This is a genomic window from Mesorhizobium sp. P2_H9 (assembly GCF_056403215.1).
In genome coordinates this window covers 86,559-110,523 of the sequence record NZ_JBFUFX010000007.1, presented here as the reverse complement: position 1 = coordinate 110,523, position 23,965 = coordinate 86,559, and the positions used below count along the sequence as shown (strand labels likewise).

The window sequence follows — 23,965 nt, the reverse complement described above, 5'->3', positions numbered from 1 at the left end:
AGACCACGACCATTCGCAGACCTTTCAAAGCAGCGGCGCCCACCAAGGATGGCCCGCGCTCCAACCGTGATATCCGGGTTCCCCGGGTCCAGCTCATCGACGCCGAAGGCCAGAACCGAGGCGATGTCTCCATCAACGACGCATTGCTGCTTGCCGAAGAGGCCGGGCTCGATCTGGTCGAGATATCGCCCAATGCGGTACCGCCCGTCGTAAAAATCCTCGATCTCGGCAAGCTGAAATACGCCAACCAGAAGAAGGCGGCCGAGGCGCGCAAGAACCAGAAGGTCATCGAGATCAAGGAGATCAAGATGCGCCCGAACATCGACAGCCATGACTACGAGACCAAGATGAAGGCCGTGCGGCGCTTCTTCGAGGAAGGCGACAAGGTCAAGCTGACCCTTCGCTTCCGTGGCCGCGAGATGGCGCATATGGAACTCGGCATGCAGCTTCTGAACAAGGTCCGCGAGGAAGTGGCGACCATCGCCAAGGTCGAAGCGGAACCGAAGCTCGAAGGCCGCCAGATGATGATGGTGCTGGCGCCGCGCTAGATCACGATAAGTTCAGCGTGATGATGGCGCTCTAAATCCGCCTTGATGATATTCCACGGCGTCCCGGCGATCGGCGGGACGCCTGTTTCTTGTCCAGATGCTGCGATCGCCGGCAAAGCTTTTCGACGATCGGATTCCGACATGGTCAATGAGGTCAAATACGCGACTGGCGACTATCAGCACACGCGCAGGATGGTGCTTGCCGTGCTCGTCGTCGTGCTGTTCGCGGCGCTGCTGTTCGGGCAGTCGACGTTTCCGCCGGATACACCGGTGCACGAAACCATCGAGATGTTCGGCGTGCTTTTGATCTTCCTCGGTGTCGTCGGACGCTTGTGGTCGACGCTCTATATCGGCGGGCGCAAATCCTCCGAGGTGGTGACCGGCGGCCCTTATTCGATCACCCGCAACCCGCTCTATGTCTTCTCGAGCGTTGCTGCCGCCGGCGTCGGCGCGCAGATCGGCTCGGTCACGGGCACGATCGGCTTCGGGTTGCTTTGTGCGGGAGCCTTTCACATCGTCATCCGGCACGAGGAGAAATTCCTCAAGGAGGCGCTTGGTGCGCCATACAAGGCCTATCTGGCGAAAGTGCCACGCTTCTTCCCTAATTTGTCGCTCTACGAGGAAGGCGATACCGGCAGCTTCAAGCCGCGCCTGCTGTTGACCACGCTGCTGGACGGGCTGGTGTTCCTGGTGGCGCTGCCCGTCTTCGAAACCATCGACGGCGCCCAGCAATCTGGGATTCTCCCGGTGCTGTTCCGCATCCCTTAGGCCACGCTCGGGTCCGGACAGAGCGTCGCAGCCCCTGAGGTGTTGCGCCCCGGCCTGCTTTGACGTATAGGACCGCCGTTCCAAGAAAACCGCCCGGCAGGGCATGCCGTGGCGGTTTCATTTGCTTTTCGGGCTTTGGTCGGCCTGAAGCGAACAAAAAGCGCGATCGTGCGCACATAATACGGAGTAGCAAAATGCCCAAGATGAAGACCAAGTCGGCCGCCAAGAAGCGGTTTAAGATCACAGGTACGGGTAAAGTCCTGTCGGCTGCGGCCGGCAAGCGTCACGGCATGATCAAGCGTTCCAACAAGTTCATTCGAAATGCCCGCGGCACGATGGTTCTGGCTGAACCGGATGGCAAGAAGGTCATCAAGAATTTTCTTCCGAACGGCCTCTAAGGCATTCGGTCCGGGCACGCATTTGTTTTACGCAATTCCGAACGGAAAGCCGCCAGGCACTTGGAATTGCTTTTAAGGAGATCATGACATGGCACGCGTAAAAAGAGGCGTCACTTCGCACGCCAAGCACAAGAAGGTCCTGAAAGCCGCGAAAGGCTTCTACGGCCGCCGCAAGAACACCATCCGCATCGCCAAGCAGGCGGTGGAAAAGTCGATGCAGTACGCGTATCGCGACCGCAAGAACCGCAAGCGCTCGTTCCGCGCGCTGTGGATCCAGCGCATCAACGCCGCGACGCACGAGCATGGCCTGACCTATGGCCGCTTCATCGACGGCCTCAACAAGTCGGGCATCGAGATCGATCGCAAGATCCTGTCGGACATGGCCATCCACGAGCCGCAGGCTTTCGCAGCCCTGGTCGCCAAGGCCAAGGTCGCGCTCGAATATCTGAAGAACACCACGCCGAACGCTTTTGAAAGCGCTGTCGCTTAAGACCAGCGCTTCCCAAGCATTCGAAATTCTGATTTGGGGAACCCGCGCTGGCACGGCTGGCGCGGGTTCTTTTGTCTCTGATGCCTGAACTTCAACTTAAAAGTGACTTTCACTTTAAGCAGACTTCCAACGTAGCGAGTTTGACCGTGAACGACGCAACCACTGGCCTGGATACGCTCGAAAATTCCCTGATGGCTGACATCGCCTCGGCCGCCGACGAGGCGTCGATCGAAGCCGTGCGCGTCGCGGCCCTCGGCAAGAAGGGCTCCGTCTCCGAGATGCTGAAGACGCTCGGAGCGATGAGTGCCGAAGAGCGCCAGCTGAAGGGGCCGGCGATCAACGGCCTCAAGAACCGCGTCACCGACGCGCTGACCTTGCGCCGGGCCGAACTGAAGGATGTGGCGATCACCGCCCGCCTGGCGGCGGAAAAGGTCGATGTGACGCTGCCGGTGCGGCAATCACCAGCCGAGCGCGGCCGCATTCATCCGATCAGCCAGGTCATCGACGAGATCGCGGCGATCTTCGGCGATCTCGGCTTTGCCATCGCCGAAGGTCCGGATGTCGAGACCGACTATTACAATTTTACTGCGCTGAATTTCCCCGAGGGACATCCGGCGCGCGAGATGCACGACACCTTCTTCTTCCAGCCGGACGAGAAGGGCGAGCGCAAGCTTTTGCGCACCCACACCTCGCCGGTGCAGATCCGCACCATGGAGACGCAGAAGCCGCCGATCCGCATCGTCATCCCCGGCAAAACCTACCGGCAGGATTCCGACGCCACCCACTCGCCGATGTTCCATCAGGTCGAGGGGCTGGTGATCGACAGATCAGCCAACGTCGCCAACATGAAGTGGGTGCTGGAAGAGTTCTGCAAGGCCTTCTTCGAGGTGCCGCAGGTGAAGATGCGCTTCCGGCCGTCCTTCTTCCCGTTCACCGAGCCCAGCCTCGAGGTCGATATCCAGTGCGACCGCTCGCGGCCTGGCGAAGTGCGCTTCGGCGAAGGCTCCGACTGGATGGAGATCCTTGGTTGCGGCATGGTGCATCCCAATGTGCTGCGCGCTGGCGGGCTCGACCCGGACGAATATCAGGGCTTTGCCTGGGGCATGGGCATCGACCGCATCGCCATGCTGAAATACGGCATGCCGGACCTGCGCGCGTTCTTCGACGCCGATGTGCGCTGGCTGGCGCATTACGGCTTCAGGCCGCTCGACATGCCGACCCTGTTCGGAGGCCTCTCGGCATGACAGCGCCCCATACCGGCGGCTGTCGTTGCGGCGCCGTGCGGTTCGAAGCCTCGGCCGAACCGCACCATGTCAGCTATTGCCATTGCGGCGATTGCCGGCGGGCCAGCGGCGCGCCGGTGTCGGCCTTTGTCGGCTTCCTGACCGAACAGGTCGCCTTCACCGGCAAGGCGCTGAAGATGTTCGAGAACGGGCCGGTGACGCGCTCCTTCTGCGGCATTTGCGGTTCGCCGATCGCCTATGTCGATGAGCGGCTTGAGGACCACATCTACTTCGCGCTCGGCGCCATGGACGCGCCGGCCGATTTCAAGCCGACGCTGCATGCCTATGTCAGCGAACAGCTGCCCTTCCTGCATATGCCGGACGACTTGCCGCGCCATTTGAAGACAAGCGTGCCCAGACCACACGGAACAGAATCATGAAATTCACCCTCTCCTGGCTTAGGGATCACCTTGAGACCGACGCAACGCTCAACGAGATCGTCGAGCGGCTGACCTCGATCGGCCTCGAAGTCGAACATGTCGACGACAAAGCTGGCTTAAAGCCCTTCGTCATCGCCAAAGTGCTGACGGCGGTGCAGCACCCAGATGCCGACCGGCTGCGGGTGCTGACCGTCGACACCGGCGACGGCAAGCCGCCCGTGCAGGTGGTTTGCGGCGCGCCCAACGCCCGAGCGGGCCTGATCGGCGCCTTCGCCGCGCCCGGTACCTATGTTCCCGGCATCGACGTGACGCTGACGGTCGGTAAGATCCGCGGTGTCGAAAGCCATGGCATGATGTGCTCCGAGCGCGAGCTGGAGCTTTCGGACGAGCATAACGGCATCATCGACCTCCCGGCAGATGCCCCTGTCGGCACCAGCTTCGCCGCCTATGCGCATCTCGACGATCCGCTGATCGAGATCAACCTGACGCCGAACCGGCCCGATGCGACCAGCGTCTACGGCATTGCCCGCGACCTGGCGGCGAGTGGGCTGGGCCGCCTCGTCGGCGGCGCCATCATGCCCCATGTCGGCAGCGGCATGTGCCCGGTCAAGGTGACGATCGAGGCGCCGGAGCTCTGCCCCGGCTTCGCGCTCAATCTGGTCAAGGGTGTCAAGAACGGCCCGTCGCCGAAATGGCTGCAGCAACGGCTGATCGCCATTGGCTTGAGGCCAATCAGCGCGCTGGTCGACATCACCAACTACGTCACCTTCGACCGTGGCCGGCCGCTGCACGTGTTCGACGCCAGCAAGGTCGCCGGCAATCTCGTCGTGCGCCGCGCGCGCGACGGTGAAAAGGTGCAGGCACTCGACGGTCGTGAATACACGCTGACGCCGGAAATGTGTGTCATAGCCGATGACAATGGCGTCGAATCGATTGCCGGCATCATGGGCGGCGAACATTCCGGCTGCGACGAGAACACCACCGATGTGCTGATCGAATCGGCTCTTTGGGACCCGATCGCCACGGCCCGCACCGGCCGCACGCTCGGCATCATCACCGACGCGCGCTATCGATTCGAGCGCGGCGTCGACCCTGAATTCATGGTTCCGGGCGTCGAGCTAGCGACCAGGCTGGTGCTTGATTTCTGCGGCGGCACGCCGACGGAGATCGAAGTGGCAGGGTATGCCGGCCATAAGCCCAAGATCGTCTCCTTCCCGCTTTCGGAAGTGAAGCGGCTGACCGGCATCGAGGTGCCTAGGGAAGAAAGCCTCGACATCCTGTCGCGCCTCGGCTTCAAGCCCAAGGGATCGGGCGATGTCGTCAAAGTCGCCGTGCCGTCCTGGCGGCCGGATGTCGCTGGGAAAGCCGATCTGGTCGAAGAGGTCATGCGCATCCACGGCGTCGACAACATCGTGCCGCAGCCGCTCGGCGCGCATGACGCGGTCAATTCCAAAATCCTGACGACGCTGCAGATCCGAACCCGCACGGCCAAGCGCGCGCTTGCCGTGCGCGGCATGATGGAGGCCGTGACCTGGTCGTTCATTCCCGCAAAACACGCCGAATTGTTCGGCGGCGGGCAGACGGCGCTGAAGCTTGCCAACCCGATCGCCGCCGACATGTCCGACATGCGGCCGTCGCTGCTGCCGGGCCTGATGGCGGCTGCGCAGCGCAATGCCGACAAGGGCATCGGCGATGTGGCGCTGTTCGAAGTGTCGGGCACCTATGAAGGCGACGGCGCCGACCAGCAGCGGCGAGTCGCCGCCGGCGTGCGGCGCGGAACCGCAAAGCTTGACGGCTCCGGCCGCAATTGGGCCGGCAATTCCCAGAATGTCGGCGTGTTCGACGCCAAGGCCGATGCAATCGCGGCCCTGGAAGCCTGCGGCGCACCGGTCGAGCGGCTGCAGATCGAGGCCGGCGGTCCGGCCTGGTATCATCCCGGCCGTTCCGGCACGATCAAGCTCGGCCCGAAGACGGTGCTCGGCACATTCGGCGAATTCCATCCGAAGACGCTGGAGGGGCTCGATGTCTCCGGACCGCTGTGCGGCTTCGAGGTGTTCGTCGACGCCGTGCCGGAGTCGAAGGCCAAGCCGACGAAGACCAAGCCTAAGCTGGAGCTCTCCGCTTTCCAGGCGGTGAAGCGCGATTTTGCCTTCGTCGTCGACAAGACGGTCGAGGCCGGCACGCTGGTGCGCGCCGCATTGGCCGCCGACAAGAAGCTCATCACCGCCGTCTCGGTCTTCGACGTCTTCGAGGGCGCTTCGCTTGGCGCGGCCAAAAAATCGATCGCTATCGAAGTGTCGATCCAGCCGGTCGAAAAGACGCTGACCGACGAGGATTTCGAGGCGCTGGCCAAGCGCATCGTCGAGAATGTCGGCAAGCAGACGGGCGGCGTGCTGAGGACGTAAGGGATTGCCGGCAGATGGCGAATCGTCCTCCAAAGGGCGATGGACCATCTGCGCTATTCCGGCCTGCCTTTCGAAACGCAACGCGCGGCGTTTCTCGACATCGTGTCGAGAGATAAGCTGATCCATGAAGCGCTGGTTCGGGCAAGGAGCCTCGATCTACCGGACTGGCTGATCGTTTCCGGCGCGCTCTACAACAGCGTCTGGAACCAGCTGACGGGAAAGCCGTCGGGTTGCGGTATCAAGGACGTCGACCTGTTCTATTTCGACGAGAATGACCTGTCCTATGAAGCCGAGGACGGTGTGATTGCTCGCGCCGCGCCGGTCTTCGTCGGCCTGCCGCTGCCGGTCGAGCTGCGCAACCAGGCGCGGGTGCATCTGTGGTATCCGCTCAAATTCGGACGATCCTGCCCCCGCTATACCAGCTCCAGCCACGCGCTCCATTTCTTCGCCTCGAGGACCCACGCGGTGGGCGTTCGCTACGCTGCGGATGGACAGCTTGAGCTGGTGGCGCCGTTTGGTCTCGACGACATCTTCTCGTTTCGCATCACGCCGAACCGGGTGATGGACAACCAGCAGACGCATGAGGCGAAGGGGGCGAGGGCAAGAGAGAACTGGCCGGAGATATCGGTGGTGCCTTGGTAGGAAATGTCGGCGCGAGACACCCCCTCTGCGCTGCCAGATACGAAAAAGGGGCGCCGAAGCGCCCCTTCCTCTGTTGATCATCGCTCACCCATTCACCAGCGCCAACAGCTCCTCGGTGTAGCGCTTGCCAACCACCTTATCCGGCGACAGCGCATCGCCAATCGCCGCCACCTCAGCCGCGCTCAACTCGATCGCGGCTGCCGCCGTGTTCTGCTCCAGATGGTGGATTTTTCTCGCACCCGGGATCGGCACGATGAAATCGCCCTGGTGCAGCACCCAGGCGAGCGCCAGCTGTGCCGTGGTCACGCCCTTTTGCGCCGCCATCTTCTCCAGCGTGGCGATGACAGCAGCATTGGCGGCCATGGCGTCGGCCTGGAAGCGGGGCAGCGTGCGGCGCCAATCGTCGTCGCTCAAGGCCTCGGGTTTGGCGATGGTGCCGGTCAGCAGGCCACGGCCGAGCGGGCTGTAGGGAACAAAGCCGATCCCGAGTTCGCGGCACACAGTAAACACCTCGTCTTCCGGATCGCGGCTCCACAGCGAGTATTCGCTCTGCACGGCCGCGATCGGGTGCACGGCATGGGCCTGGCGGATGGTTGCGGCACTGGCCTCCGACAGGCCAAGCGCGCGCACCTTGCCCTCGCGCACCAGCTCGGCCATGGCGCCGACCGTGTCCTCGATCGGCACGTTGGGGTCGACACGGTGCTGGTAGTAGAGATCGATCACGTCGGTGCCCAGCCGCTTCAGCGACGCCTCGGCGACCGCCTTGACGTGCTTGGGACGGCTGTCGACGCCGGCCATGCGCTCCATGCCGGTGCCTTCCTCGAGAATCTTGAAGCCGAATTTGGTGGCGATGGTCACCTTGTCGCGCACCGGCTTCAACGCCTTGCCGAGCAGGATTTCGTTCTCGAAGGGGCCGTAGACTTCCGCGGTATCGAAGAAATTGACGCCGATGTCGACGGCGCGGCGCAGGGTGGCGATCGCGTCGACCTCTGCCTGACCGCCATAGGCGAAGCTCATGCCCATGCAGCCGAGGCCGACGGGATAGACATTCAATTCAGTTCCTAGCTTGCGGGTTTGCATCACGCGTCTCCTTGTTGCGATGCGACAGAGATAGGGCCTTGCCCTATGTTCGATAATCAGCTCTCATCTGTACGGCCTGTTCTAGAAAATAGATCAATGAACCGAGCGCATCTTTCCCAATTGGCCGTACTGGCGACCGTCGCCCAGTGCGGCAGCTTTCGCGGCGCCGCCAGGGAGCTGGCCATCGCGCCTTCGGCGGTCAGCCATGCGGTGTCCAGCCTGGAGGCACGGCTTGGCGTGCGGCTGCTGGCGCGCAGCACGCGCAGCGTCGCGCCGACCGAGGCAGGAGCGCAGTTGCTGGAGCGCCTGCGGCCGGCGCTGTCGGAGATCGATCTGGCGCTGGAGACGGCGATCGAGGCGCGCGACCGGCCGGCCGGCAATCTGCGGCTGACCGTGCCGCGCACCGCAGCCCACCTGGCGCTGACCCCACGGCTCGGCGCCTTCGCTGCGGCCTACCCCGACATCGTGCTGGAAATCGTCATCGAGGATCGCTTCACCGATGTCGTCGAAGGCGGTTTCGATGGCGGCGTCCGCCTCCGCGAGAGCATGCAACGCGACATGATCGCTGTGCGCATAGGGCCCAACCTTCGCGGCGCCGTCGTCGGCGCTCCGTCCTATTTCGCGACCATGCCCAAACCATCGCATCCGCACGATCTGGCCGACCACCGCTGCATCCGCTTCCGCTTCTCCAGCGGCATTCTCTACCGCTGGGAGTTCGAGAAGGACGGCGAGGAGATCGAGTTCGCTGCGCAAGGGCCACTGATCCTCGACGAGGACCATCTGATCGCCCAGGCAGCGGTCGATGGCGCCGGGCTCGCCTTCGTGTTCGAGGATTATGTTCGCGCACCGCTCGCCGACGGCAGGCTCATCCGTGTGATGGAGGACTGGTGCCCGTCCTTCGACGGTTTCTTCGTCTACTATCCGAGCCGCCGCCAGATGCGGCCGGCACTGCGGGCGTTCGTCGATTTCTTCAAGGTGAGCGGGTGAGGACCACCCTCCCACGAGGGGAGAATGGAAGAAACCCGCCCCTACATTCGTTCACCGTCCATGCCTGCACTGATCACCAACAGCACCACCCGCTATGGCTGGGCGGCCATACTCCTTCACTGGCTGATCGCGATAATCTTCATCGGCCAGTTCGCGCTCGGCTTCGTCATGGTGCGGCTGACCAGCCAGCGTACCGCCTTCGAGCTGATCCAGCTGCACAAATCCTTCGGCTTTCTGTTGCTTGGCCTGGTTGTCCTGCGCATCGCCTGGCGGCTCGGCAATGCCGCGCCGGTGCTGCCGCGCTCGGTCGGCGCCCTGGAGCGCCGGACAGCGCCGCTGGCGCATCTGGTGCTGTATGCCTTTCAACTGGCTCTACCGTTGTCCGGCTGGGCGCTGGTCTCGGTGTCGATGCTGGAGATCCCCAGCATGCCGTTCAACCTGTTCGTGATGCCGAACCTGCCGCTGGCTGAATCGGATGCGAGCGAAAGCTTCTGGACGTCGGCGCACTGGTATCTCGCCTATGCCGGCATCGGACTTGTCGTCTTGCATCTCGCTGCTGCGCTGCGCCATCATTTCTGGCTGAAGGACGCGGTGCTCACGCGCATGATCACGCCTTCGTCAGATCAGGAATAGAGCGGGCGGCTCATTCGTTTGTTGGGTGAGGACGCGAAAGCGTTGCCTCCAAAAAAGGAATAACTCCATGTATGCGCGCATCATCGGATTCGCGGCGGTCGCCGCTTGCCTTGCCATGCCTGTCTCCGCCGCTGTTGAACTCGGCGAAGCCGCCGGCAGCTACACGATCAACCCGGGCAGTTCCAGCATCCACTTCTCCATCGGCAAGGTTGGTGGCGGGGGGTTGAACGGCGCCTTCGGTCGTTTCAAGGGCTCGATCCGCATCGACAACAGCGATGTCGGGCGCTCCCAGGTCAACTTCACCATCTTTCCCGAAAGCGTCGGCACCGGCCAGGGCCGCATCGACGCCTTCCTGCGCTCCGACGCGGTGTTCGACGCGGCCAACAGTCCGGAAATCCAGTTTCGCTCGACCAGCGTCAAACGCACCAGCGACACCACAGCCCTGGTCACTGGGCGGCTGAAGGCGCGCGGCAAGACGTTTGCGGAAAAGTTCACCGCCGAACTCGGCGGCCTCAAGGCCGGCACGATCAAATTCCACGTCACCGGCAAGGTGCTGCGGTCACGCTACGGCATGGATGTCGGCACACCGATCTATTCGAATGTCGTCGATTTCGACATGACGCTGACGGGAAAACGGAGCTGAGTCTTCAATTGGCTTTTCCATCGATTTCGGGCAAACCTCGTCGCCTGTAATCGAGATGGAGAAGCGTGATGTTCCGATGGGGTGTTTTGTCGACCGCCAAGATCGGGCGCGAGCAGCTGCTGCCCGCAATCGTCGATGCAGAGAACGGCGTGCTGTCGGCGATCGCCAGCCGCGACCTGTCGAAAGCCAAGGCGCTGGGCGACCGTTTCGGCGCGCGCCATGCCTTCGGTTCCTATGAGGAGTTGCTCGCCTCCAAGGACGTCGACGGCGTCTACATCCCGCTGCCGACCTCGCAGCACGTCGAATGGACAGCCAAGGCCATCGAGGCGGGAAAACATGTGCTGGTTGAGAAGCCTCTCGCGCTCGACGCCAAGGATATATTACCACTGATCAAGCTGCGCGATGCCAAGAAGGTGCTGGTCTGCGAAGCCTTCATGGTCATCTACCATCCGCAATGGATCAAGGTGCGCGAACTCATCGCCAGCGGCGCCATCGGCCGGCTGCGCCATGTGCAGGGCGCGTTCTCCTACTACAATGTCGACCCCAACAACATGCGCAACCAGCTTGACCTCGGTGGCGGCGCGCTGCCCGACATCGGCGTCTATCCGACGGTGTCGACACGCTTTTCCACCGGCAAGGAGCCTAGCCGTGTGCAGGCGACGATCGAGCGCGACAAAAAATTCGGGACCGACATCTACTCCTCGATCCGCGCCGATTTCGGCGACTTCGAACTGTCCTTCTATCTGTCGACGCAGATGGCGGCGCGCCAGGTGATGGTGTTCCACGGCGAGAAGGGTTTCATCGAGGTGTTCTCGCCCTTCAATGCCGGGCTCTACGATCATCACCGGGTCGAGCTGCACAACCAGAACCACACCGAGGCGCAGGTGTTCCGCTTTCCCGGCACGCAGCAGTACCGGCTGGAGGTCGAGACTTTTGCGCGGGCGGCACAGGGCGGCAAGGAGCACGTCTTCACCCTGGAAGAATCGGTGCTCAACCAGAAGGTCATCGACGCCATCTTCCGCGCCGGCGGCAAGGACGGCTGGGAAGCGGTCTGACGATTTTATCGAAGCCCGGGGGAGCAAAAGATGGCTGACGACGCGGATGTGATCATTGTCGGCGCCGGCCTCGCCGGGCTGGTTGCCGCGGCCGAGCTGACCGAGGCCGGCAAGAAAATCATCATCGTCGACCAGGAGCCGGAGCAGTCGCTCGGCGGTCAGGCCTTCTGGTCCTTCGGCGGCATCTTCCTCGTCGATTCGCCCGAACAGCGGCGCATGCGCATTCGCGATTCCCATGATCTGGCGCTCGAGGACTGGCTGGGCACGGCCGCCTTCGACCGGCCGGAAGATCTTTGGCCGCGCCGCTGGGCCGAGGCCTATGTCGGCTTTGCTGCCGGCGAAAAGCGCTCGTGGCTGGTGCAACGCGGCCTGAAATTCTTTCCGGTGGTTGGCTGGGCCGAACGTGGCGGCGGCAACGCCATCGGCCACGGCAATTCGGTGCCGCGCTTTCACGTGACGTGGGGCACCGGTCCCGGCGTGCTCGAACCCTTTGTCCTGCGGGTGCGAGAGGCCGAGAAGCGCGGGCTGATCCGCTTCAAGTTCCGCCACCGCGTCAACGAACTTGTCCGGACGGGCGCTGTCGTCACCGGCGTGCGCGGCGACATCTTGCAACCGAGCTCTATCGAGCGTGGGCAAAAAAGCTCCCGCGAGATCGCCGGCGATTTCGAACTGAAGGCGCAAGCGGTGATCGTCGCCTCCGGCGGCATCGGCGCCAATCACGAGCTGGTGCGAAAGAACTGGCCGCAGCGGCTCGGCACGCCGCCAAAGCGCATGATCACCGGCGTGCCCGACCATGTCGATGGCCGCATGCTGGCGATATCAGAGGCGGCTGGCGGTTCGATCATCAACCGCGACCGCATGTGGCATTACGTCGAAGGCATCAAGAACTGGGCGCCGATCTGGACGGACCATGCGATCCGCATCCTGCCGGGACCGTCGTCGCTGTGGCTCGACGCGCGCGGCAAGCGCCTGCCGGTGCCGCTCTATCCCGGCTTCGACACGCTGGGCACGCTCAACCACATCATGAGCACCGGTTTTGACTATTCCTGGTTCATCCTGACCAAAAAGATCATCCAGAAGGAGTTCGCGCTGTCGGGCTCCGAGCAGAACCCCGATTTGACCGGCAAGAGCTGGCGCCAGGTGATCGGCCGCGCCACGTCAGGCATCCCCGGACCGGTGAAGGCGTTCATGGAGAAGGGCGAAGACTTCATCGTCGAGGCCGAATTGCCGGCGCTGGTCGCGCGCATGAATGCGCTGGCCGGCGGTGAACCGCTGCTCGAACTGGCGCAGGTCGAGCGCGAAATCCGCGCCCGCGACCGGCAGCTCGACAATCCGTTTTCCAAGGACATGCAGATCACCGCGCTACGCGGCGCGCGCGCCTATCTCGGCGACCGGCTGATCCGCACGGCCAAGCCGCACAAGATGCTTGACCCCGCGAACGGCCCGCTGATTGCGGTGAAGCTCAACATCCTGACCCGCAAGACGCTGGGCGGCCTGCAGACCGATCTCGACAGCCGCGTGCTTAATGCCGACGGCCAGCCGGTCGAGGGGCTCTATGCAGTCGGCGAGGTCGCCGGCTTCGGCGGTGGCGGCGTGCATGGCTATGCCGCACTGGAAGGCACGTTTCTTGGCGGCTGCATTTTTTCGGGCCGCAGCGCGGGTCGGGCAGCGGCGGCTTCAGTGGGATAGACGCGAAAAGCACCTGCATCCGTTCGGGGGTGCCGTAGCTCCTCTCATCGGCTGGCAACCACCATCCGGTTGCCCTCGCTGTCGCGGAACTCGGCGACGGTGCGGCCCCGTTGCCAGGGCGCTTCCTGCGGCTCGGTGATGATCTCGACGCCGCGAGACTTCAAAGTCGCGATGGTCGCTTCGACGTTCCAGTCGACCAGCACCAGCACTGGCTCGGCAGCTGGCGTATCATCGGCGCGCTTGACGAAATGCAGGTTGGTGACGGCGCCGGGAAATGTCAGTTCGATCCAGCGCCAGCCGCTGTCGCCCATCGGTTGGTCGGAAGCGACCTGGCAGGCGAGATGGCCGGTGTAGAACGCCTTGGCGCGGTCCTGGTCGAACACCGGCAATTCGGCAAACTGGATGTGCATGACGTGTCTCTCCTGCTCTTTGATGGCCGCGGCGCAGCCCCACCGGTGAAAGACGATGTGGGTGGTCAAAAAGATTCTCAGGGGTGCGAGAATCTTTTCGGCGCCGCGAAACGTCCTTTCAGCAGACCAACCAAACAGGAGATGGACGATGGGCTACACAATCATTCGCTACGGCGTGAAGGACGCCGAGCTGGCGGAGAACCGCGCGCTGGTGACCAAGGTTTTCGAGGCGCTGGCTGAGGCGGCGCCGCCAGCCGTGGGCTATCTCGTGCTCGAACTGGACAATGGCGAGTTCATTCACATCGTCGGCCAGGACAAGGACAGTTCGGCGATCACCGGGCTGGCGGCCTTCAAGGCCTTCAGCGCAGATCATGCGGGGCGGCGCGCGACGCCGGTTGTCAGATCGCCTGCCAGGATCATCGGCAATTACCGTATGCTGGCTGAACACTGAAATCGGGATCATCCGCGCGGGAATGACGATGAGCACAGCAAAACTCGACCGGCCGGCCTTGGAAGCGATGCTGGCCAGGTTGCGGCCAAAGCTGCATCGCTATTGCGCCCGCATGGCCGGCTCGGTGATCGACGGCGAGGACATCGTGCAGGAGACGCTGGTGAAGGCGCTGCAGGCCATCGACGGCCGTGCCGCCGTCGAGCGCCCCGAGCAATGGCTGTTTCGCATCGCCCACAATGCCGCGCAGGATCATCTGCGCCGGCGCAACCGGGAAAGGTTGCGCATCACCGAGGCCGACATGACGACGATCGAGGACCTCTCCGGCAGCGCCGACGCCAGGCTCGCCGCGGCGACCGGCCTGCGCTCCTTCATGCAGCTTTCAGTGGCGCAGCGCAGTGCGGTGATCCTGGTCGACGTGCTCGGCCTCAGCCTGCACGAGACCTGCGACGTCTCCGGCGCGACGCTGGCCGCGACCAAGGCGGCCCTGCATCGCGGGCGGGCGCAGCTGAGAGTGCTGGCGTCAGCACCGGACGACGCACCCGTGCCCAGGCTCGATCCGGACGACGAGCGGCGCCTGCGCCACTATGTCGATCTGTTCAATGCGCGCGATTTCGACGCCGTGCGGGCGCTGATCGCCGAGGATATCCAGCTCGAAGTCGTCAACCGCACGCGGCTGCATGGCAAGGCGCAGGCATCGACCTATTTCGGCAATTACGACCGCGTCAGCGACTGGGTCCTTTCGCTCGGCTTCGTCGAAGGCAGGCCGGCCATCCTGATCCGCGACCCGCAGGCGAAGGATGACGGCGTCCGCGGCTTCATGCTGGTCGAATGGGTGGACGAGCAGGTCGTCCAGATCCGCGATTTCCGCTACGCGCCCTATTGCGTCGTTGACGCGGATATTCGCTTCATCGACGGGTGAGTGGAAATCTCTAGCCGTTGAATTTCTTGATGGCTTCGGCGCTGACCGGCGTGAAGAAATTGATCAGATTCCCGTCGGGGTCACGAAACAGCAAGGAGCGGTTTCCCCAAGGCATGGTTGTCGGCTGCTGGACAAATTCACTGACGACCTTGCCCAGTCTCGCAAAATCCTTGTCGACGTCATCGACGCGGAACTCGATGATGCAGCTGTGGTTGGCGGCAGGGCGCGCGGAGCCGGCGCCGAACAGGGCAACGGTGCGCTCGCTACCTATTGCCAGGGTACAGGCCGGCGTCGCCAGTTCGGCAAAATCGTCGGTGTAGCGCGTCGCCTGCAGGCCTGTGATGGCTTCATAGAATTCAACCAGGCGGCCGACGTCGCTGGCAATTATGCGCACCGAAATGAAATTCATGGTGTTCTCCTTCTGCGGGGCGATGTTCCCGACTTTTTGCCGCGGGGGTGCGGCGCTGGGCGGCTTGTGGCAGGGTCCTGCTGACAGCTTCCCGTCAGCAGCGAGACCGACATGCGCCGAGCCGACCGCCTGTTTCAGATTATCCAGATCATGCGGCGCTCCACCCGCCCGATCACCGCCGGCATGCTGGCCGAAGAGCTGGAAGTGTCGAAGCGGTGCGTCTACCGCGACATGGCGGATCTGATCGGGCAAAGGGTGCCGATCCGCGGCGAGGCCGGGCTGGGCTATGTCCTCGACAGCGACTTCGACATGCCGCCGCTGATGCTGACACCAGATGAGATCGAAGCCGCGGTGCTTGGCGCGCAACTGGTCGCCGAGCGGGGCGATCCCGTGCTGGCGCTTGCGGCGCGCGACCTGATCGCCAAGATCGCCACCGTCGTGCCAGAACGCCTGCGGCCGTTCATCGCCGAGCCGGCCACCGGGGTGGCGCCGGCCAGGGTGCTCGCCCCTGACGTCCTGGATATTGCGAAAGCCCGCCTATGGATCCGCAGCGGGCGCAAAATGCGTATCCGCTACCGAAACCAGGAGGCGCAAGACAGCGAGCGCGTCATCTGGCCGGTGATCATCGGTTACGCCGAGACGGTGCGCCTCCTGGCGGCCTGGTGCGAGCTGCGCCAGGCGTTTCGCAACTTCAGGACGGATCGCATCGTCGCCGCCGAATTTCTTGACGAGAACCACGGCAGCCGCCTCGGCGAGCTGAGAACCCGATGGAAACTCCATATGGAGACCGAGCGCGGCGTGCGCTTGTCGTGAGGGGACGGTTCCGGCACGCGCGCGGCTGCGGACTTCGCGCAGATGCGCCGTCTGGCGTCAAAGGAACAAAGTTGAGGAGAATCCAATCTAAAGCGACTTCGCCAAGGTCGCGGCCGCGCACGGACAGCCGTTCACTCCGGCAACCCGGCGAACCGCATCTGCGTGATCCAGCGATCGAGGCTTCCGGGTGCGGTCCAAATCTTGCCCCACTCCCTGCGTTCTTTACTGATGGATTCACTGGGAGTGTTCTGGAGGAAAACCGCAAGTGCTTCCTTTGCCTCGCGCTTGTTTCCCAGACATGCTTGGATTCCCGCAAGCATTCGATGCGCGCCGATCGGGATTGTGGACATTTTCCGCATCGCCGCCAGCGCGGCCCCGCAATCGTTCTTTTCCCAGAGCGCCCAGCCCATCTGCCAGTTGAAGTCGTCCGGGTAGAAAGGATCGATGCCCATGGCCTGCCTGATTCGATCGATCGCTTCGTCTGTACGACCAACATAGAGTAGCAGATCCGTGCTGCGGACCAGGATATCCGAGTTGCTGGGGTTCAGGGCGATTGCCTGATCGAACTGCGCAAGGGCCTGCTCCACCTCGCCGGCTTCGGTGTGGATGCTGGCGCGGATATTATGCGCTTCAGCGTCATCAGGACCGAGCAGGATGGCCTTGTCGGCGTATTCGGCCGCGCGCTTCAACGCCTCGTCACGGTCCTGTTCGTTCCAGCCGAACATCGCATCGTTGCGATAGGACCAGGCCAGCCCGATATAGCCGAACTGCGAGTTTGGATCCTCTTGGATCGCCTTGAGGTCCAGCTGCCGAAACAGCTCGTTCCTCGCAGCCGAGAAATCCTCTCGAATCTCGGCAATCCCCATCAGATGATAGTGGAGCGCACTGACCCTGGCGGCACGGCTCTGTGGCAGGGGGCGCTCGATCCTGCGCCCGACCCGTTCCGCAAGCGTGCGGATGATTTCCTCCTGGACGACGAAAAGATCGCCGATCTCCCGGTTGTAGGAGTTGGCCCAGACATGCGATCCGTCATGCGCATTCAGCAGCTGGGCTGTCACTTTCAGCCGGTCTCCCACCTTCTGCTGGCTGCCCTCAAGCAAGTAGTCGACCCGGAGTTCATCTCCGATCTGCCTGGTGTCTGTGGGCTTATCGCGATACCTGAAACTCGAGTTCCGGGCGATGACGGCATAGGTCTTGCTTCGTGCCAGCTCGGTGATGATCCCTTCGGCAACGGCATCGCTGAGATATCCCTTGTCCGCTCCGGCACTGAAGTCGTCGAAGGGAAGGATTGCAATCCTGGGCATGTCGCTCGAAGGGACCAGAGCGGCTCGCCATGCTCCCGCGCTGTAGTATGCGCCGATCGCTGCCGCGACGAGAACGATCGCAGCAAGGATGAACCCGCGTTGCGAAAGACGTGTCTTAGCTCGTTCCATGACGGCCGCGGCGTTTGGGTCGGTTGCGTCCGATGGATGGGCATTCAGCCGGTAGCCTCTCCTGGGGAGGGTTTCCACAATCGCATGCGCGTCGTCCGCCAATGCGCGGCGAATATCGGCAATGCATTGGGTAAGGCTGTCGTCGGTCACGAAAGTATCGGGCCAAACCGCCTGCATCAGCGCATCCTTGGACGCGATCTCGCCCGGTCGCGCCGCGAGCACGGAGAGCACCTCGGCGGATTGGCTGCGCAGATCGACCGCTTTGCCTTCAACCGTTCGGAGTTCGTTGGATCTGGTCAGGAAAACAAAACCGCCAAACGTGATCGTTTCGGCAGATTTCGGGTCAATTTCAGGAGCCTTTCGGGACATTTCACCCTCATGGCGCGCTCCCTAGCCTAGCCCATTTGGCCGCCGCATCCAAGCGATCCCCGCGGCACTGGATTGGACAGGAGGCTGACATGAAACGGACCAGGTTCATCATCGCTCTCGCTCTCCTTTTGACAGCGCAAACGGCTGCAAAAGCGGACTCCCAAATTGTGAATGCAACCGCGCATGTTGTTTCTCTCGCATTTGCAAATGGCGGTATCGACGAACGGCGAGAACAGAAACCCTTCGATACATACGCGCTCTGTCTGGCATGGAAACATCAGAAGGATTTCCTTCCTCCCGATCCGCCCGCTTTTGTCTCTTTCGTATATTGTGCGCAAACAGAGGCGACGCCCGCATCATCCTGAGCGCGAATGACCGAGCCGGCGTCTCGCGGCGTGTCGCGAATGTTTGGTATGAGCTGAGGCGGCGCCCCGGCGAAGAACCAGACGAGAATAGACGGACTGGGCAACTGCGAACTGATGTGGGCTCGAAGGCTTCCCAGGGCAAATCAGTGAATTGCGAATGGCGCGCCCGAAGAGATTCGAACTCCTGACCCCCAGATTCGTAGTCTGGTGCTCTATCCAGCTGAGCTACGGGCGCGCAACAGGCCATGCTTGGCATAGCCCCGCAAACCGATCCTGACGACCGGCCGCGACAAGACGTGTTCCCTAGCGACTGAATTTCCGAAAAGCAAGCCGATCCGACAAAAGTTTTGTCGCAGGCAGATCGAGGTGTGTTGAGATTCAGCTCAAGCCGCGTCGAAAATGGCTGATACCGAGAACCGGCCTACGCCGTCCGTAGCCCTTCATAGAGCGAAGGCACTTATGAGGGCTTCGGCCGGCGAAGGCCGGAGCGGAGCGTACTTTTGGTACGTGAGCACCGGAAGCGCAGGTATCAGCCATTTGCAGGCCGGGCTCAGCTGAATATCAACACACCTTAGGCCGGGCGGCGCAGGCCGTTGCGGGCCTGGTCGAGGCGGACCGGCTGGTCGGGAATGGTGACGGCGAAGGTGGTGCTGCCACCGATCGATTCGACAAGCTCGACCGTGCCGCCATGCGCGCGGATCAATTCATGGGCGATCGCCAGGCCAAGGCCGGTGCCGCCGCTGCGGGCAGAACCGCGAAACGCCGCGAACAGGTTTTCGCGCGCTTTCGGCGGCAGGCCGGGGCCGGTGTCGCTGACGGCGATGCGGCTGACGCTGCCGAGACGCACAGCCGACACGGCCAGGCGCCGCACCAGGGCGCTTTCGGTGTCCGCCGCCATCGCCTGCACGGCGTTGCGGCAAAGGTTGGTGAGTACCCGGAACAGCTGGTCGGAATCGGCGTCGACCTCGAAGGTCAGGTCGACGGCGTTGACGAATTCGATGCCGTCCTCAATGTCGAGCAGACCGTGCACGTCTTCGACCAGCTGGCGCAGCCGCAGGCGGCGGCGCGACGGCGGCGGCTCCTGGGTGCGGCCATAGGCCAGCACGCCTTCCGAATAGGAGACGGCACGGTCGAGCGCGCGCAGCAATTTCGGCGCGAAGGACTGAACGGTCGGGTCCTTGACCTGGCGCAAGCGGTCCGACATCAGCTGCGCCGAGGCCAGGATGTTGCGCATGTCGTGGTTGATCTTGGACACGGCGAGGCCAAGGTCGGCCAGATGCTTCTGCTCCGACAGCATTTTCTGCAACCGCTCCTGCATCAGCGACAGCTCGCGCTCGGCAACGCCGATCTCGTCGGCGCGGGCGGCGGGGCGGATGATGCGCCCGGGGTCGTCGGGCGCCTCGGAAAAGGCCAGCATTGAGCGCGTCATCGTCCGAATCGGGCCGATCATGATCAGGTCTATGGCGGCATAGACCAGCATGGCGGTGAACAGCGAGATCAGCAGCGAGACGAAGGCGACGTTGCGCGAATAGACCAGCATGGCATCGCGCAGGCTGCGGTCGGGCATGATCAGCTCGAATTCCTTGTCGCTTTCGCCAACCGGCCCGAACACGCGCAGCATGCGCCTGCCGCCGAAAAACAGCGTGTCGAGCGCACCTGTCATGCCCTTGATCATGCCGACGCTGGCGATATCGATATGCTCATCGACCTGCGGCGGCATCTCGGCCACCACCAGAAGCCGCGAGACGCCGCCGTCACGCACCGCGATCGCCTTGGCGCCGATTGCCATCAGCACGTCGTTCTGGGCAGCGCGGGAGAGCGAATTGGGTTCGCCCTGCACCAGCACGATCGACACCGCCGCCGCGGTTCCCAGCCGCTCCTTCAGCCAGCTCAGCCGGTAGCTGGCAATCCAGGGCAGGAAAATGAGCACTTCGGCCAGAAGCACAAAGACGATGGTGAGCAGCAGCAATTTGGTCGACAGCCCGCGCGACAAAGGCACCGTGCGGACGGCGCTGTTGGCCGGCCCGGTCCTTTCATCCGCGGGTGAAACTTCGCTCATTGAGACCTGTCTTCACAATCACTTGATAGCCCGAGACTAGGCGATCGCGGCTTTTTTGCCAATTTCATCCTTCGTCGCACAGCGGCGGCGGCACAAAAAACCGCGTCCATCCGCCCGGCAGCGGCGAGACCAACTGGTCGTTCGCGCTGCGACGAACTGCGAGTTCGCGCTGCGACGAACTGCTGGTTCGCGCCGGATTGACTCGCAAAAGCCTTCTTTCTATAAGCCGCTCACGCTCGGGCCATTCGTCCCGGCGCGGTTTCGATCGCGCCAAAACCGGCCCGGCAAAGCTCCTGTTACAAAGTGACAGAATCAAGAAGGGCCGCACCCCGCGGTATTAAAACAAATGAAGCGTACCTACCAACCGTCTAAACTCGTCCGCAAGCGCCGGCACGGTTTCCGTGCCCGCATGGCCACCAAGGGTGGTCGCGGCGTCGTCGCAGCCCGCCGCAACCGCGGTCGCAAGCGGCTGAGCGCCTGAACGGAAGACGAGATCGTTGCCCGCAACCGGCAAGCCAGTGGGACCAAATCCCAAGCGGCTTCTGAAGCGCGCGGAATTTCTGGCCGTCCGCCGCGGTGAAAAGCGGCGCGGGCGGCTTTTTCTCGTTGAGGTTCTCGACCGCGGCGACGATCTCGCGCCGCGCGTCGGCTATACCGTCACCAAGAAGGTCGGCAATGCCGTCGTGCGCAACCGCGTCCGGCGGCGGCTGAGAGAGGCCGTGCGCACGCATGCGGCCAGTGACATGGCGCCTGGCAATGACTATGTCATCGTCGGGCGCGAAGACGTGCTGACCATTCCGTTCGGCCAGTTGAAAGCCGAACTCTCCCGCCGTCTCAGCGGAACACGATAGGCCAAGGGCTTTCGATGGAAAACAACCGGAACTTCTTCATCACCATCGCACTGTCGGTGCTGATCCTGGGGCTGTGGCAGTATTTTTACGTGCTGCCGCGCGGCGAGCAGCAGCGCGAGGCGGCCCGCATCGAAGAGCAGCGTGTGGCGGAGCAGAAGAAGGCCGCCGAGGCCGCCAATCCTGGCGACACCACAGCGCCCGCAGCGCCGGGCGCCATTCCCAACGCGCCGGGCACCGATGCCGTGACGCCGGCCGGCCGCGAGCAAGCGCTGGCGACAAGCAAGCGCATCAAGATCGACACGCCAAGCCTGGAAGGGTCGATCAACCTGACCGGCGCGCGGCTCGATGACCTCCGGCTCAAGCACTACACCGAGACGGTCGACAAGAATTCGCCCGAGATCAGCCTGCTCAACCCGGCGGCGCTGCCCAATGGCTACTATGCCGAGATCGGCTTTGTCGGCAACGACAAGACCGGTGCGGTGCCGGGTCCCGAGACAGTGTGGGCCGTCGATGGCAATGCGACGCTGACCCCGGCAACACCGGTCACGCTGACGTTTACCAACGACAAGGGCCTGACCTTCAAGCGCACCTTTTCGGTCGACGAGAACTACCTGTTCACCGTTTCCGACACGGTGCAGAATTCGGGCACGGCTTCGGTCTCGCTGTCCAACTACGGTCGCGTCACCCGTTTCGACAAGCCGGCTGTTGCCAGCACCTATGTGCTGCATGAAGGCCTGATCGGCTTCACCGGCACGGAAGGCCTGCAGGAACACAAATACGCGTCCATCGAAAAGGACAAGCAGTTCACGCCGGGCAAGTCGACCGATGGCTGGCTCGGCATCACCGACAAATACTGGGCCGTCACGCTGGTGCCGACCGAGAAGCAGCCGTTCCAGCCGCGCTACGCTTATTTCGAAGACGGCCGCCACCGCTATCAGTCCGACTTCCTGACCGACCCGATCACCGTTGACGCCGGCCAGTCGGCGACGGTGGAGAGCGAAATCTTCGCCGGCGCCAAGGAAGTCGGCAAGATCAACGCCTACGCGGAAGACCGTCACATCAAGCGGTTCGACCTGCTGATCGACTGGGGCTGGTTCCACTTCATCACCAAGCCGATGTTCTGGCTGATCGACACGCTCTACAAATTGCTTGGCAATTTCGGCCTGGCCATTCTGGCCACCACCGTCATCGTCAAAGCCCTGTTCTTCCCGCTCGCCAACAAATCCTACGCGTCGATGGCGAACATGAAGAAGGTGCAGCCCAAAATGCTCGAGATCCGCGAGAAATACGCGGACGACAAGATGGCGCAGCAAAAGGCGATGATGGAGCTCTACAAGACCGAGAAGATCAATCCGCTGGCCGGCTGCTGGCCGGTGGCGCTGCAGATCCCGGTCTTCTTCTCGCTCTACAAGGTGCTCTACATCACCATCGAGATGCGGCATGCGCCGTTCTTCGGCTGGATCCAAGATCTGGCCGCACCCGATCCGACCTCGCTGTTCAATTTGTTCGGCCTGATTCCGATCACCCTGCCGCATATGCTGATGATCGGCGTGTGGCCGCTGATCATGGGCGTCACCATGTTCCTGCAGATGCGCATGAACCCGACGCCGCCAGATCCGACGCAAGCCGCGATCTTCACCTGGATGCCGATCATCTTCACCTTCATGATGGCGAGCTTCCCGGCCGGCCTGGTCATCTACTGGGCCTGGAACAACTCGCTGTCGATCCTGCAGCAGGGCGTGATCATGAAGCGCCAGGGCGCCAAGATCGAATTGTGGGACAATCTGGTGGCATTGTTTCGGAAGAAACCGTCGCCGGCTGAATAGCCGGCGCCCCGCTCGCTAAATCAAAAAAGCCCCGGTCCGTCCGGGGCTTTTTTGTGGGGCGAGCGCTCGATCACGTTCCCGTGAGCCGCGAAACTAGCGCCGCCCGGCCGGCGTGACTGCCTCTGACTTTCCAGGGCGCTCGAAATCGCTCAGCCCCCATCCGGAGACCGCTTCGTTTGATCCTATAGCCTCGCGGCTTGCGTCGCGGGGACGCTGGCCGTGGGCCGGCGCAGTTCATATAACTATTTGTTTTTATTGTATTTTTTCTTCCGCTGACGGAAACTATCCTTTCGCCGCCGCGTAACTCTCTCCGACAATCGAATCAACAATTGTCGCATCAGAAGGGTTCTCCAATGGCAAAGTCCATCCTCAAGGCATTCTGCATTTCCGCTGGTCTCGCGCTGTCCGGCCTCGCTGCCACGACGGCCTATTCGCTCGCCAACCCCGCCGTCGGCGGCGCCGCGATGCTGACCTCGAAGAACATCGTCGAAAACGCCGTCAACTCGCCGATCCACAAGACCCTGGTCGCGGCCGTCAAGGCAGCCGGCCTGGTCGAAACGCTGGAGAGCGCCGGCCCCTTCACCGTATTCGCGCCGACGGATTCCGCCTTCAAGAAGCTGCCCGCCGGCACCGTCGCCACGCTGGTCAAGCCCGAGAACAAGGCCCAGCTCACCAAGATCCTGACCGCCCATGTCGTGGCCGGTAAGATCTCCGCCAAGGACATGATGACCAAGGCCAAGGCGATGGGCGGCAAATACGAGATGAAGACGGTGAGCGGCGACACGCTGACCGCCGAAGTCAAAGGCGGTTCGCTCTACATCGTCGACGAGTCCGGCGACACCGCCAAGGTTACGGTGGCCGACGTCAACCAGTCGAATGGCGTCATCCACGTCGTCAACAAGGTGCTCTTGCCGAAGTAACGGTTCCGACAATGGAAAAGGCAGCTGTCCCGTCGGCTTTCTGGGATCCTGCCTTTTCAACCTCATGAGAGGTCAAGTTTCGGAGCTCTCTCGGCACGGCCGGGGTCCTGCAGTCCCTCGCAGGGCCCCGGTTTTAGCT

At 62.8% G+C, this 23,965-nt stretch carries 26 protein-coding genes and 1 tRNA gene; 21 read left to right on the top strand and 6 right to left on the bottom strand.

Features of this window, described 5'->3' with window-relative positions:
* Positions 1-11 precede the first annotated feature (11 nt).
* From infC to AC1DXN_RS14715, 8 genes are all read left to right on the top strand, one after another.
* Complete coding sequence (gene infC, locus AC1DXN_RS14750; RefSeq protein ID WP_010912915.1) at positions 12-548, top strand: translation initiation factor IF-3; 537 nt, start codon at positions 12-14, stop codon at positions 546-548.
* Positions 549-689: 141 nt separating this feature from the next.
* Positions 690-1,316 carry a methyltransferase family protein gene (locus AC1DXN_RS14745; protein WP_477274201.1) on the top strand — a complete coding sequence of 209 codons (627 nt, stop codon included), beginning with the start codon at positions 690-692 and terminating at the stop codon, positions 1,314-1,316.
* Between the two features lie 194 nt (positions 1,317-1,510).
* Positions 1,511-1,714 (top strand): 50S ribosomal protein L35, encoded by a 204-nt coding sequence (gene rpmI / locus AC1DXN_RS14740; protein WP_006201248.1) that lies wholly within the window; start codon positions 1,511-1,513, stop codon positions 1,712-1,714.
* Between the two features lie 88 nt (positions 1,715-1,802).
* Positions 1,803-2,204 (top strand): 50S ribosomal protein L20, encoded by a 402-nt coding sequence (gene rplT / locus AC1DXN_RS14735; protein WP_023672281.1) that lies wholly within the window; start codon positions 1,803-1,805, stop codon positions 2,202-2,204.
* 191 nt (positions 2,205-2,395) lie between these two features.
* Positions 2,396-3,448, top strand: a complete 1,053-nt coding sequence (pheS, locus tag AC1DXN_RS14730; protein ID WP_477274494.1) for a phenylalanine--tRNA ligase subunit alpha — start codon at positions 2,396-2,398, stop codon at positions 3,446-3,448.
* Positions 3,445-3,867 carry a GFA family protein gene (locus tag AC1DXN_RS14725; protein ID WP_477274199.1) on the top strand — a complete coding sequence of 141 codons (423 nt, stop codon included), beginning with the start codon at positions 3,445-3,447 and terminating at the stop codon, positions 3,865-3,867. The genes pheS and AC1DXN_RS14725 overlap by 4 nt, the downstream gene beginning before the upstream one ends.
* Positions 3,864-6,272: a phenylalanine--tRNA ligase subunit beta gene (gene pheT, locus AC1DXN_RS14720; protein WP_477274197.1), complete on the top strand. Its 2,409-nt coding sequence runs from the start codon at positions 3,864-3,866 to the stop codon at positions 6,270-6,272. Before AC1DXN_RS14725 ends, pheT begins: the two co-directional genes overlap by 4 nt.
* Before the next feature lie 39 nt (positions 6,273-6,311).
* Positions 6,312-6,914 carry a nucleotidyltransferase family protein gene (locus tag AC1DXN_RS14715; protein WP_477274195.1) on the top strand — a complete coding sequence of 201 codons (603 nt, stop codon included), beginning with the start codon at positions 6,312-6,314 and terminating at the stop codon, positions 6,912-6,914.
* A gap of 84 nt (positions 6,915-6,998) precedes the next feature.
* Here the strand turns inward: AC1DXN_RS14715 and AC1DXN_RS14710 are convergent, their stop codons facing one another.
* Positions 6,999-7,994: an aldo/keto reductase gene (locus AC1DXN_RS14710; protein WP_477274193.1), complete on the bottom strand. Its 996-nt coding sequence runs from the start codon at positions 7,992-7,994 to the stop codon at positions 6,999-7,001.
* A gap of 96 nt (positions 7,995-8,090) precedes the next feature.
* Here AC1DXN_RS14710 and AC1DXN_RS14705 point away from each other — a divergent pair, with 96 nt between their 5' ends.
* From AC1DXN_RS14705 to AC1DXN_RS14685, 5 genes are all read left to right on the top strand, one after another.
* Positions 8,091-8,981 (top strand): LysR family transcriptional regulator, encoded by an 891-nt coding sequence (locus tag AC1DXN_RS14705; RefSeq protein ID WP_477274191.1) that lies wholly within the window; start codon positions 8,091-8,093, stop codon positions 8,979-8,981.
* Positions 8,982-9,041: 60 nt separating this feature from the next.
* A complete protein-coding gene (locus tag AC1DXN_RS14700; RefSeq protein WP_477274492.1) occupies positions 9,042-9,614 on the top strand; it encodes a cytochrome b in 573 nt (190 codons plus the stop codon).
* 67 nt (positions 9,615-9,681) lie between these two features.
* Positions 9,682-10,257, top strand: coding sequence for a YceI family protein (locus AC1DXN_RS14695; protein WP_477274189.1), 576 nt, complete (start codon positions 9,682-9,684; stop codon positions 10,255-10,257).
* Between the two features lie 68 nt (positions 10,258-10,325).
* Complete coding sequence (locus tag AC1DXN_RS14690; protein ID WP_477274187.1) at positions 10,326-11,312, top strand: Gfo/Idh/MocA family protein; 987 nt, start codon at positions 10,326-10,328, stop codon at positions 11,310-11,312.
* A gap of 30 nt (positions 11,313-11,342) precedes the next feature.
* Complete coding sequence (locus AC1DXN_RS14685) at positions 11,343-13,001, top strand: FAD-binding dehydrogenase (protein WP_477274185.1); 1,659 nt, start codon at positions 11,343-11,345, stop codon at positions 12,999-13,001.
* A gap of 44 nt (positions 13,002-13,045) precedes the next feature.
* Here AC1DXN_RS14685 and AC1DXN_RS14680 read toward each other — a convergent pair whose 3' ends face one another.
* Entirely contained in the window at positions 13,046-13,411 is a 366-nt protein-coding gene (locus AC1DXN_RS14680) for a VOC family protein (RefSeq protein WP_477274183.1), read from the bottom strand.
* 148 nt (positions 13,412-13,559) lie between these two features.
* Here AC1DXN_RS14680 and AC1DXN_RS14675 point away from each other — a divergent pair, with 148 nt between their 5' ends.
* Both AC1DXN_RS14675 and AC1DXN_RS14670 read left to right on the top strand, forming a co-directional pair.
* Entirely contained in the window at positions 13,560-13,862 is a 303-nt protein-coding gene (locus AC1DXN_RS14675; protein ID WP_477274181.1) for a hypothetical protein, read from the top strand.
* Positions 13,863-13,890: 28 nt separating this feature from the next.
* Positions 13,891-14,781, top strand: a complete 891-nt coding sequence (locus AC1DXN_RS14670; RefSeq protein ID WP_477274179.1) for a sigma-70 family RNA polymerase sigma factor — start codon at positions 13,891-13,893, stop codon at positions 14,779-14,781.
* Between the two features lie 10 nt (positions 14,782-14,791).
* Here AC1DXN_RS14670 and AC1DXN_RS14665 read toward each other — a convergent pair whose 3' ends face one another.
* Positions 14,792-15,190 (bottom strand): VOC family protein, encoded by a 399-nt coding sequence (locus AC1DXN_RS14665; RefSeq protein ID WP_477274177.1) that lies wholly within the window; start codon positions 15,188-15,190, stop codon positions 14,792-14,794.
* 111 nt (positions 15,191-15,301) lie between these two features.
* Between AC1DXN_RS14665 and AC1DXN_RS14660 the strand changes: the two genes are divergently transcribed.
* Positions 15,302-16,003: a helix-turn-helix transcriptional regulator gene (locus AC1DXN_RS14660; protein WP_477274175.1), complete on the top strand. Its 702-nt coding sequence runs from the start codon at positions 15,302-15,304 to the stop codon at positions 16,001-16,003.
* 131 nt (positions 16,004-16,134) lie between these two features.
* Here the strand turns inward: AC1DXN_RS14660 and AC1DXN_RS14655 are convergent, their stop codons facing one another.
* Positions 16,135-17,805, bottom strand: coding sequence for a winged helix-turn-helix domain-containing tetratricopeptide repeat protein (locus tag AC1DXN_RS14655; RefSeq protein ID WP_477274173.1), 1,671 nt, complete (start codon positions 17,803-17,805; stop codon positions 16,135-16,137).
* Positions 17,806-17,894: 89 nt separating this feature from the next.
* Here AC1DXN_RS14655 and AC1DXN_RS14650 point away from each other — a divergent pair, with 89 nt between their 5' ends.
* Entirely contained in the window at positions 17,895-18,170 is a 276-nt protein-coding gene (locus AC1DXN_RS14650) for a hypothetical protein (protein ID WP_477274171.1), read from the top strand.
* Positions 18,171-18,328: 158 nt separating this feature from the next.
* Here AC1DXN_RS14650 and AC1DXN_RS14645 read toward each other — a convergent pair.
* Both AC1DXN_RS14645 and AC1DXN_RS14640 read right to left on the bottom strand, forming a co-directional pair.
* Positions 18,329-18,405, bottom strand: a tRNA-Arg gene (locus AC1DXN_RS14645).
* A 336-nt stretch (positions 18,406-18,741) separates the two neighbouring features.
* Positions 18,742-20,229, bottom strand: coding sequence for a sensor histidine kinase (locus tag AC1DXN_RS14640; RefSeq protein WP_477274169.1), 1,488 nt, complete (start codon positions 20,227-20,229; stop codon positions 18,742-18,744).
* Between the two features lie 346 nt (positions 20,230-20,575).
* On the opposite strand from AC1DXN_RS14640, the gene rpmH reads away from it, so the two are divergent.
* The 4 genes from rpmH to AC1DXN_RS14620 all read left to right on the top strand — a co-directional run bounded on the left by rpmH (position 20,576) and on the right by AC1DXN_RS14620 (position 23,826).
* A complete protein-coding gene (rpmH, locus tag AC1DXN_RS14635; protein ID WP_008833937.1) occupies positions 20,576-20,710 on the top strand; it encodes a 50S ribosomal protein L34 in 135 nt (44 codons plus the stop codon).
* A 16-nt stretch (positions 20,711-20,726) separates the two neighbouring features.
* The gene (gene rnpA, locus AC1DXN_RS14630; protein ID WP_477274167.1) at positions 20,727-21,080 is read left to right on the top strand and encodes a ribonuclease P protein component; all 354 of its coding nucleotides are present in this window, start codon (positions 20,727-20,729) and stop codon (positions 21,078-21,080) included.
* 14 nt (positions 21,081-21,094) lie between these two features.
* The gene (gene yidC / locus AC1DXN_RS14625; RefSeq protein WP_477274165.1) at positions 21,095-22,906 is read left to right on the top strand and encodes a membrane protein insertase YidC; all 1,812 of its coding nucleotides are present in this window, start codon (positions 21,095-21,097) and stop codon (positions 22,904-22,906) included.
* Positions 22,907-23,259: 353 nt separating this feature from the next.
* A complete protein-coding gene (locus tag AC1DXN_RS14620; protein ID WP_477240514.1) occupies positions 23,260-23,826 on the top strand; it encodes a fasciclin domain-containing protein in 567 nt (188 codons plus the stop codon).
* Positions 23,827-23,965 lie beyond the last annotated feature (139 nt).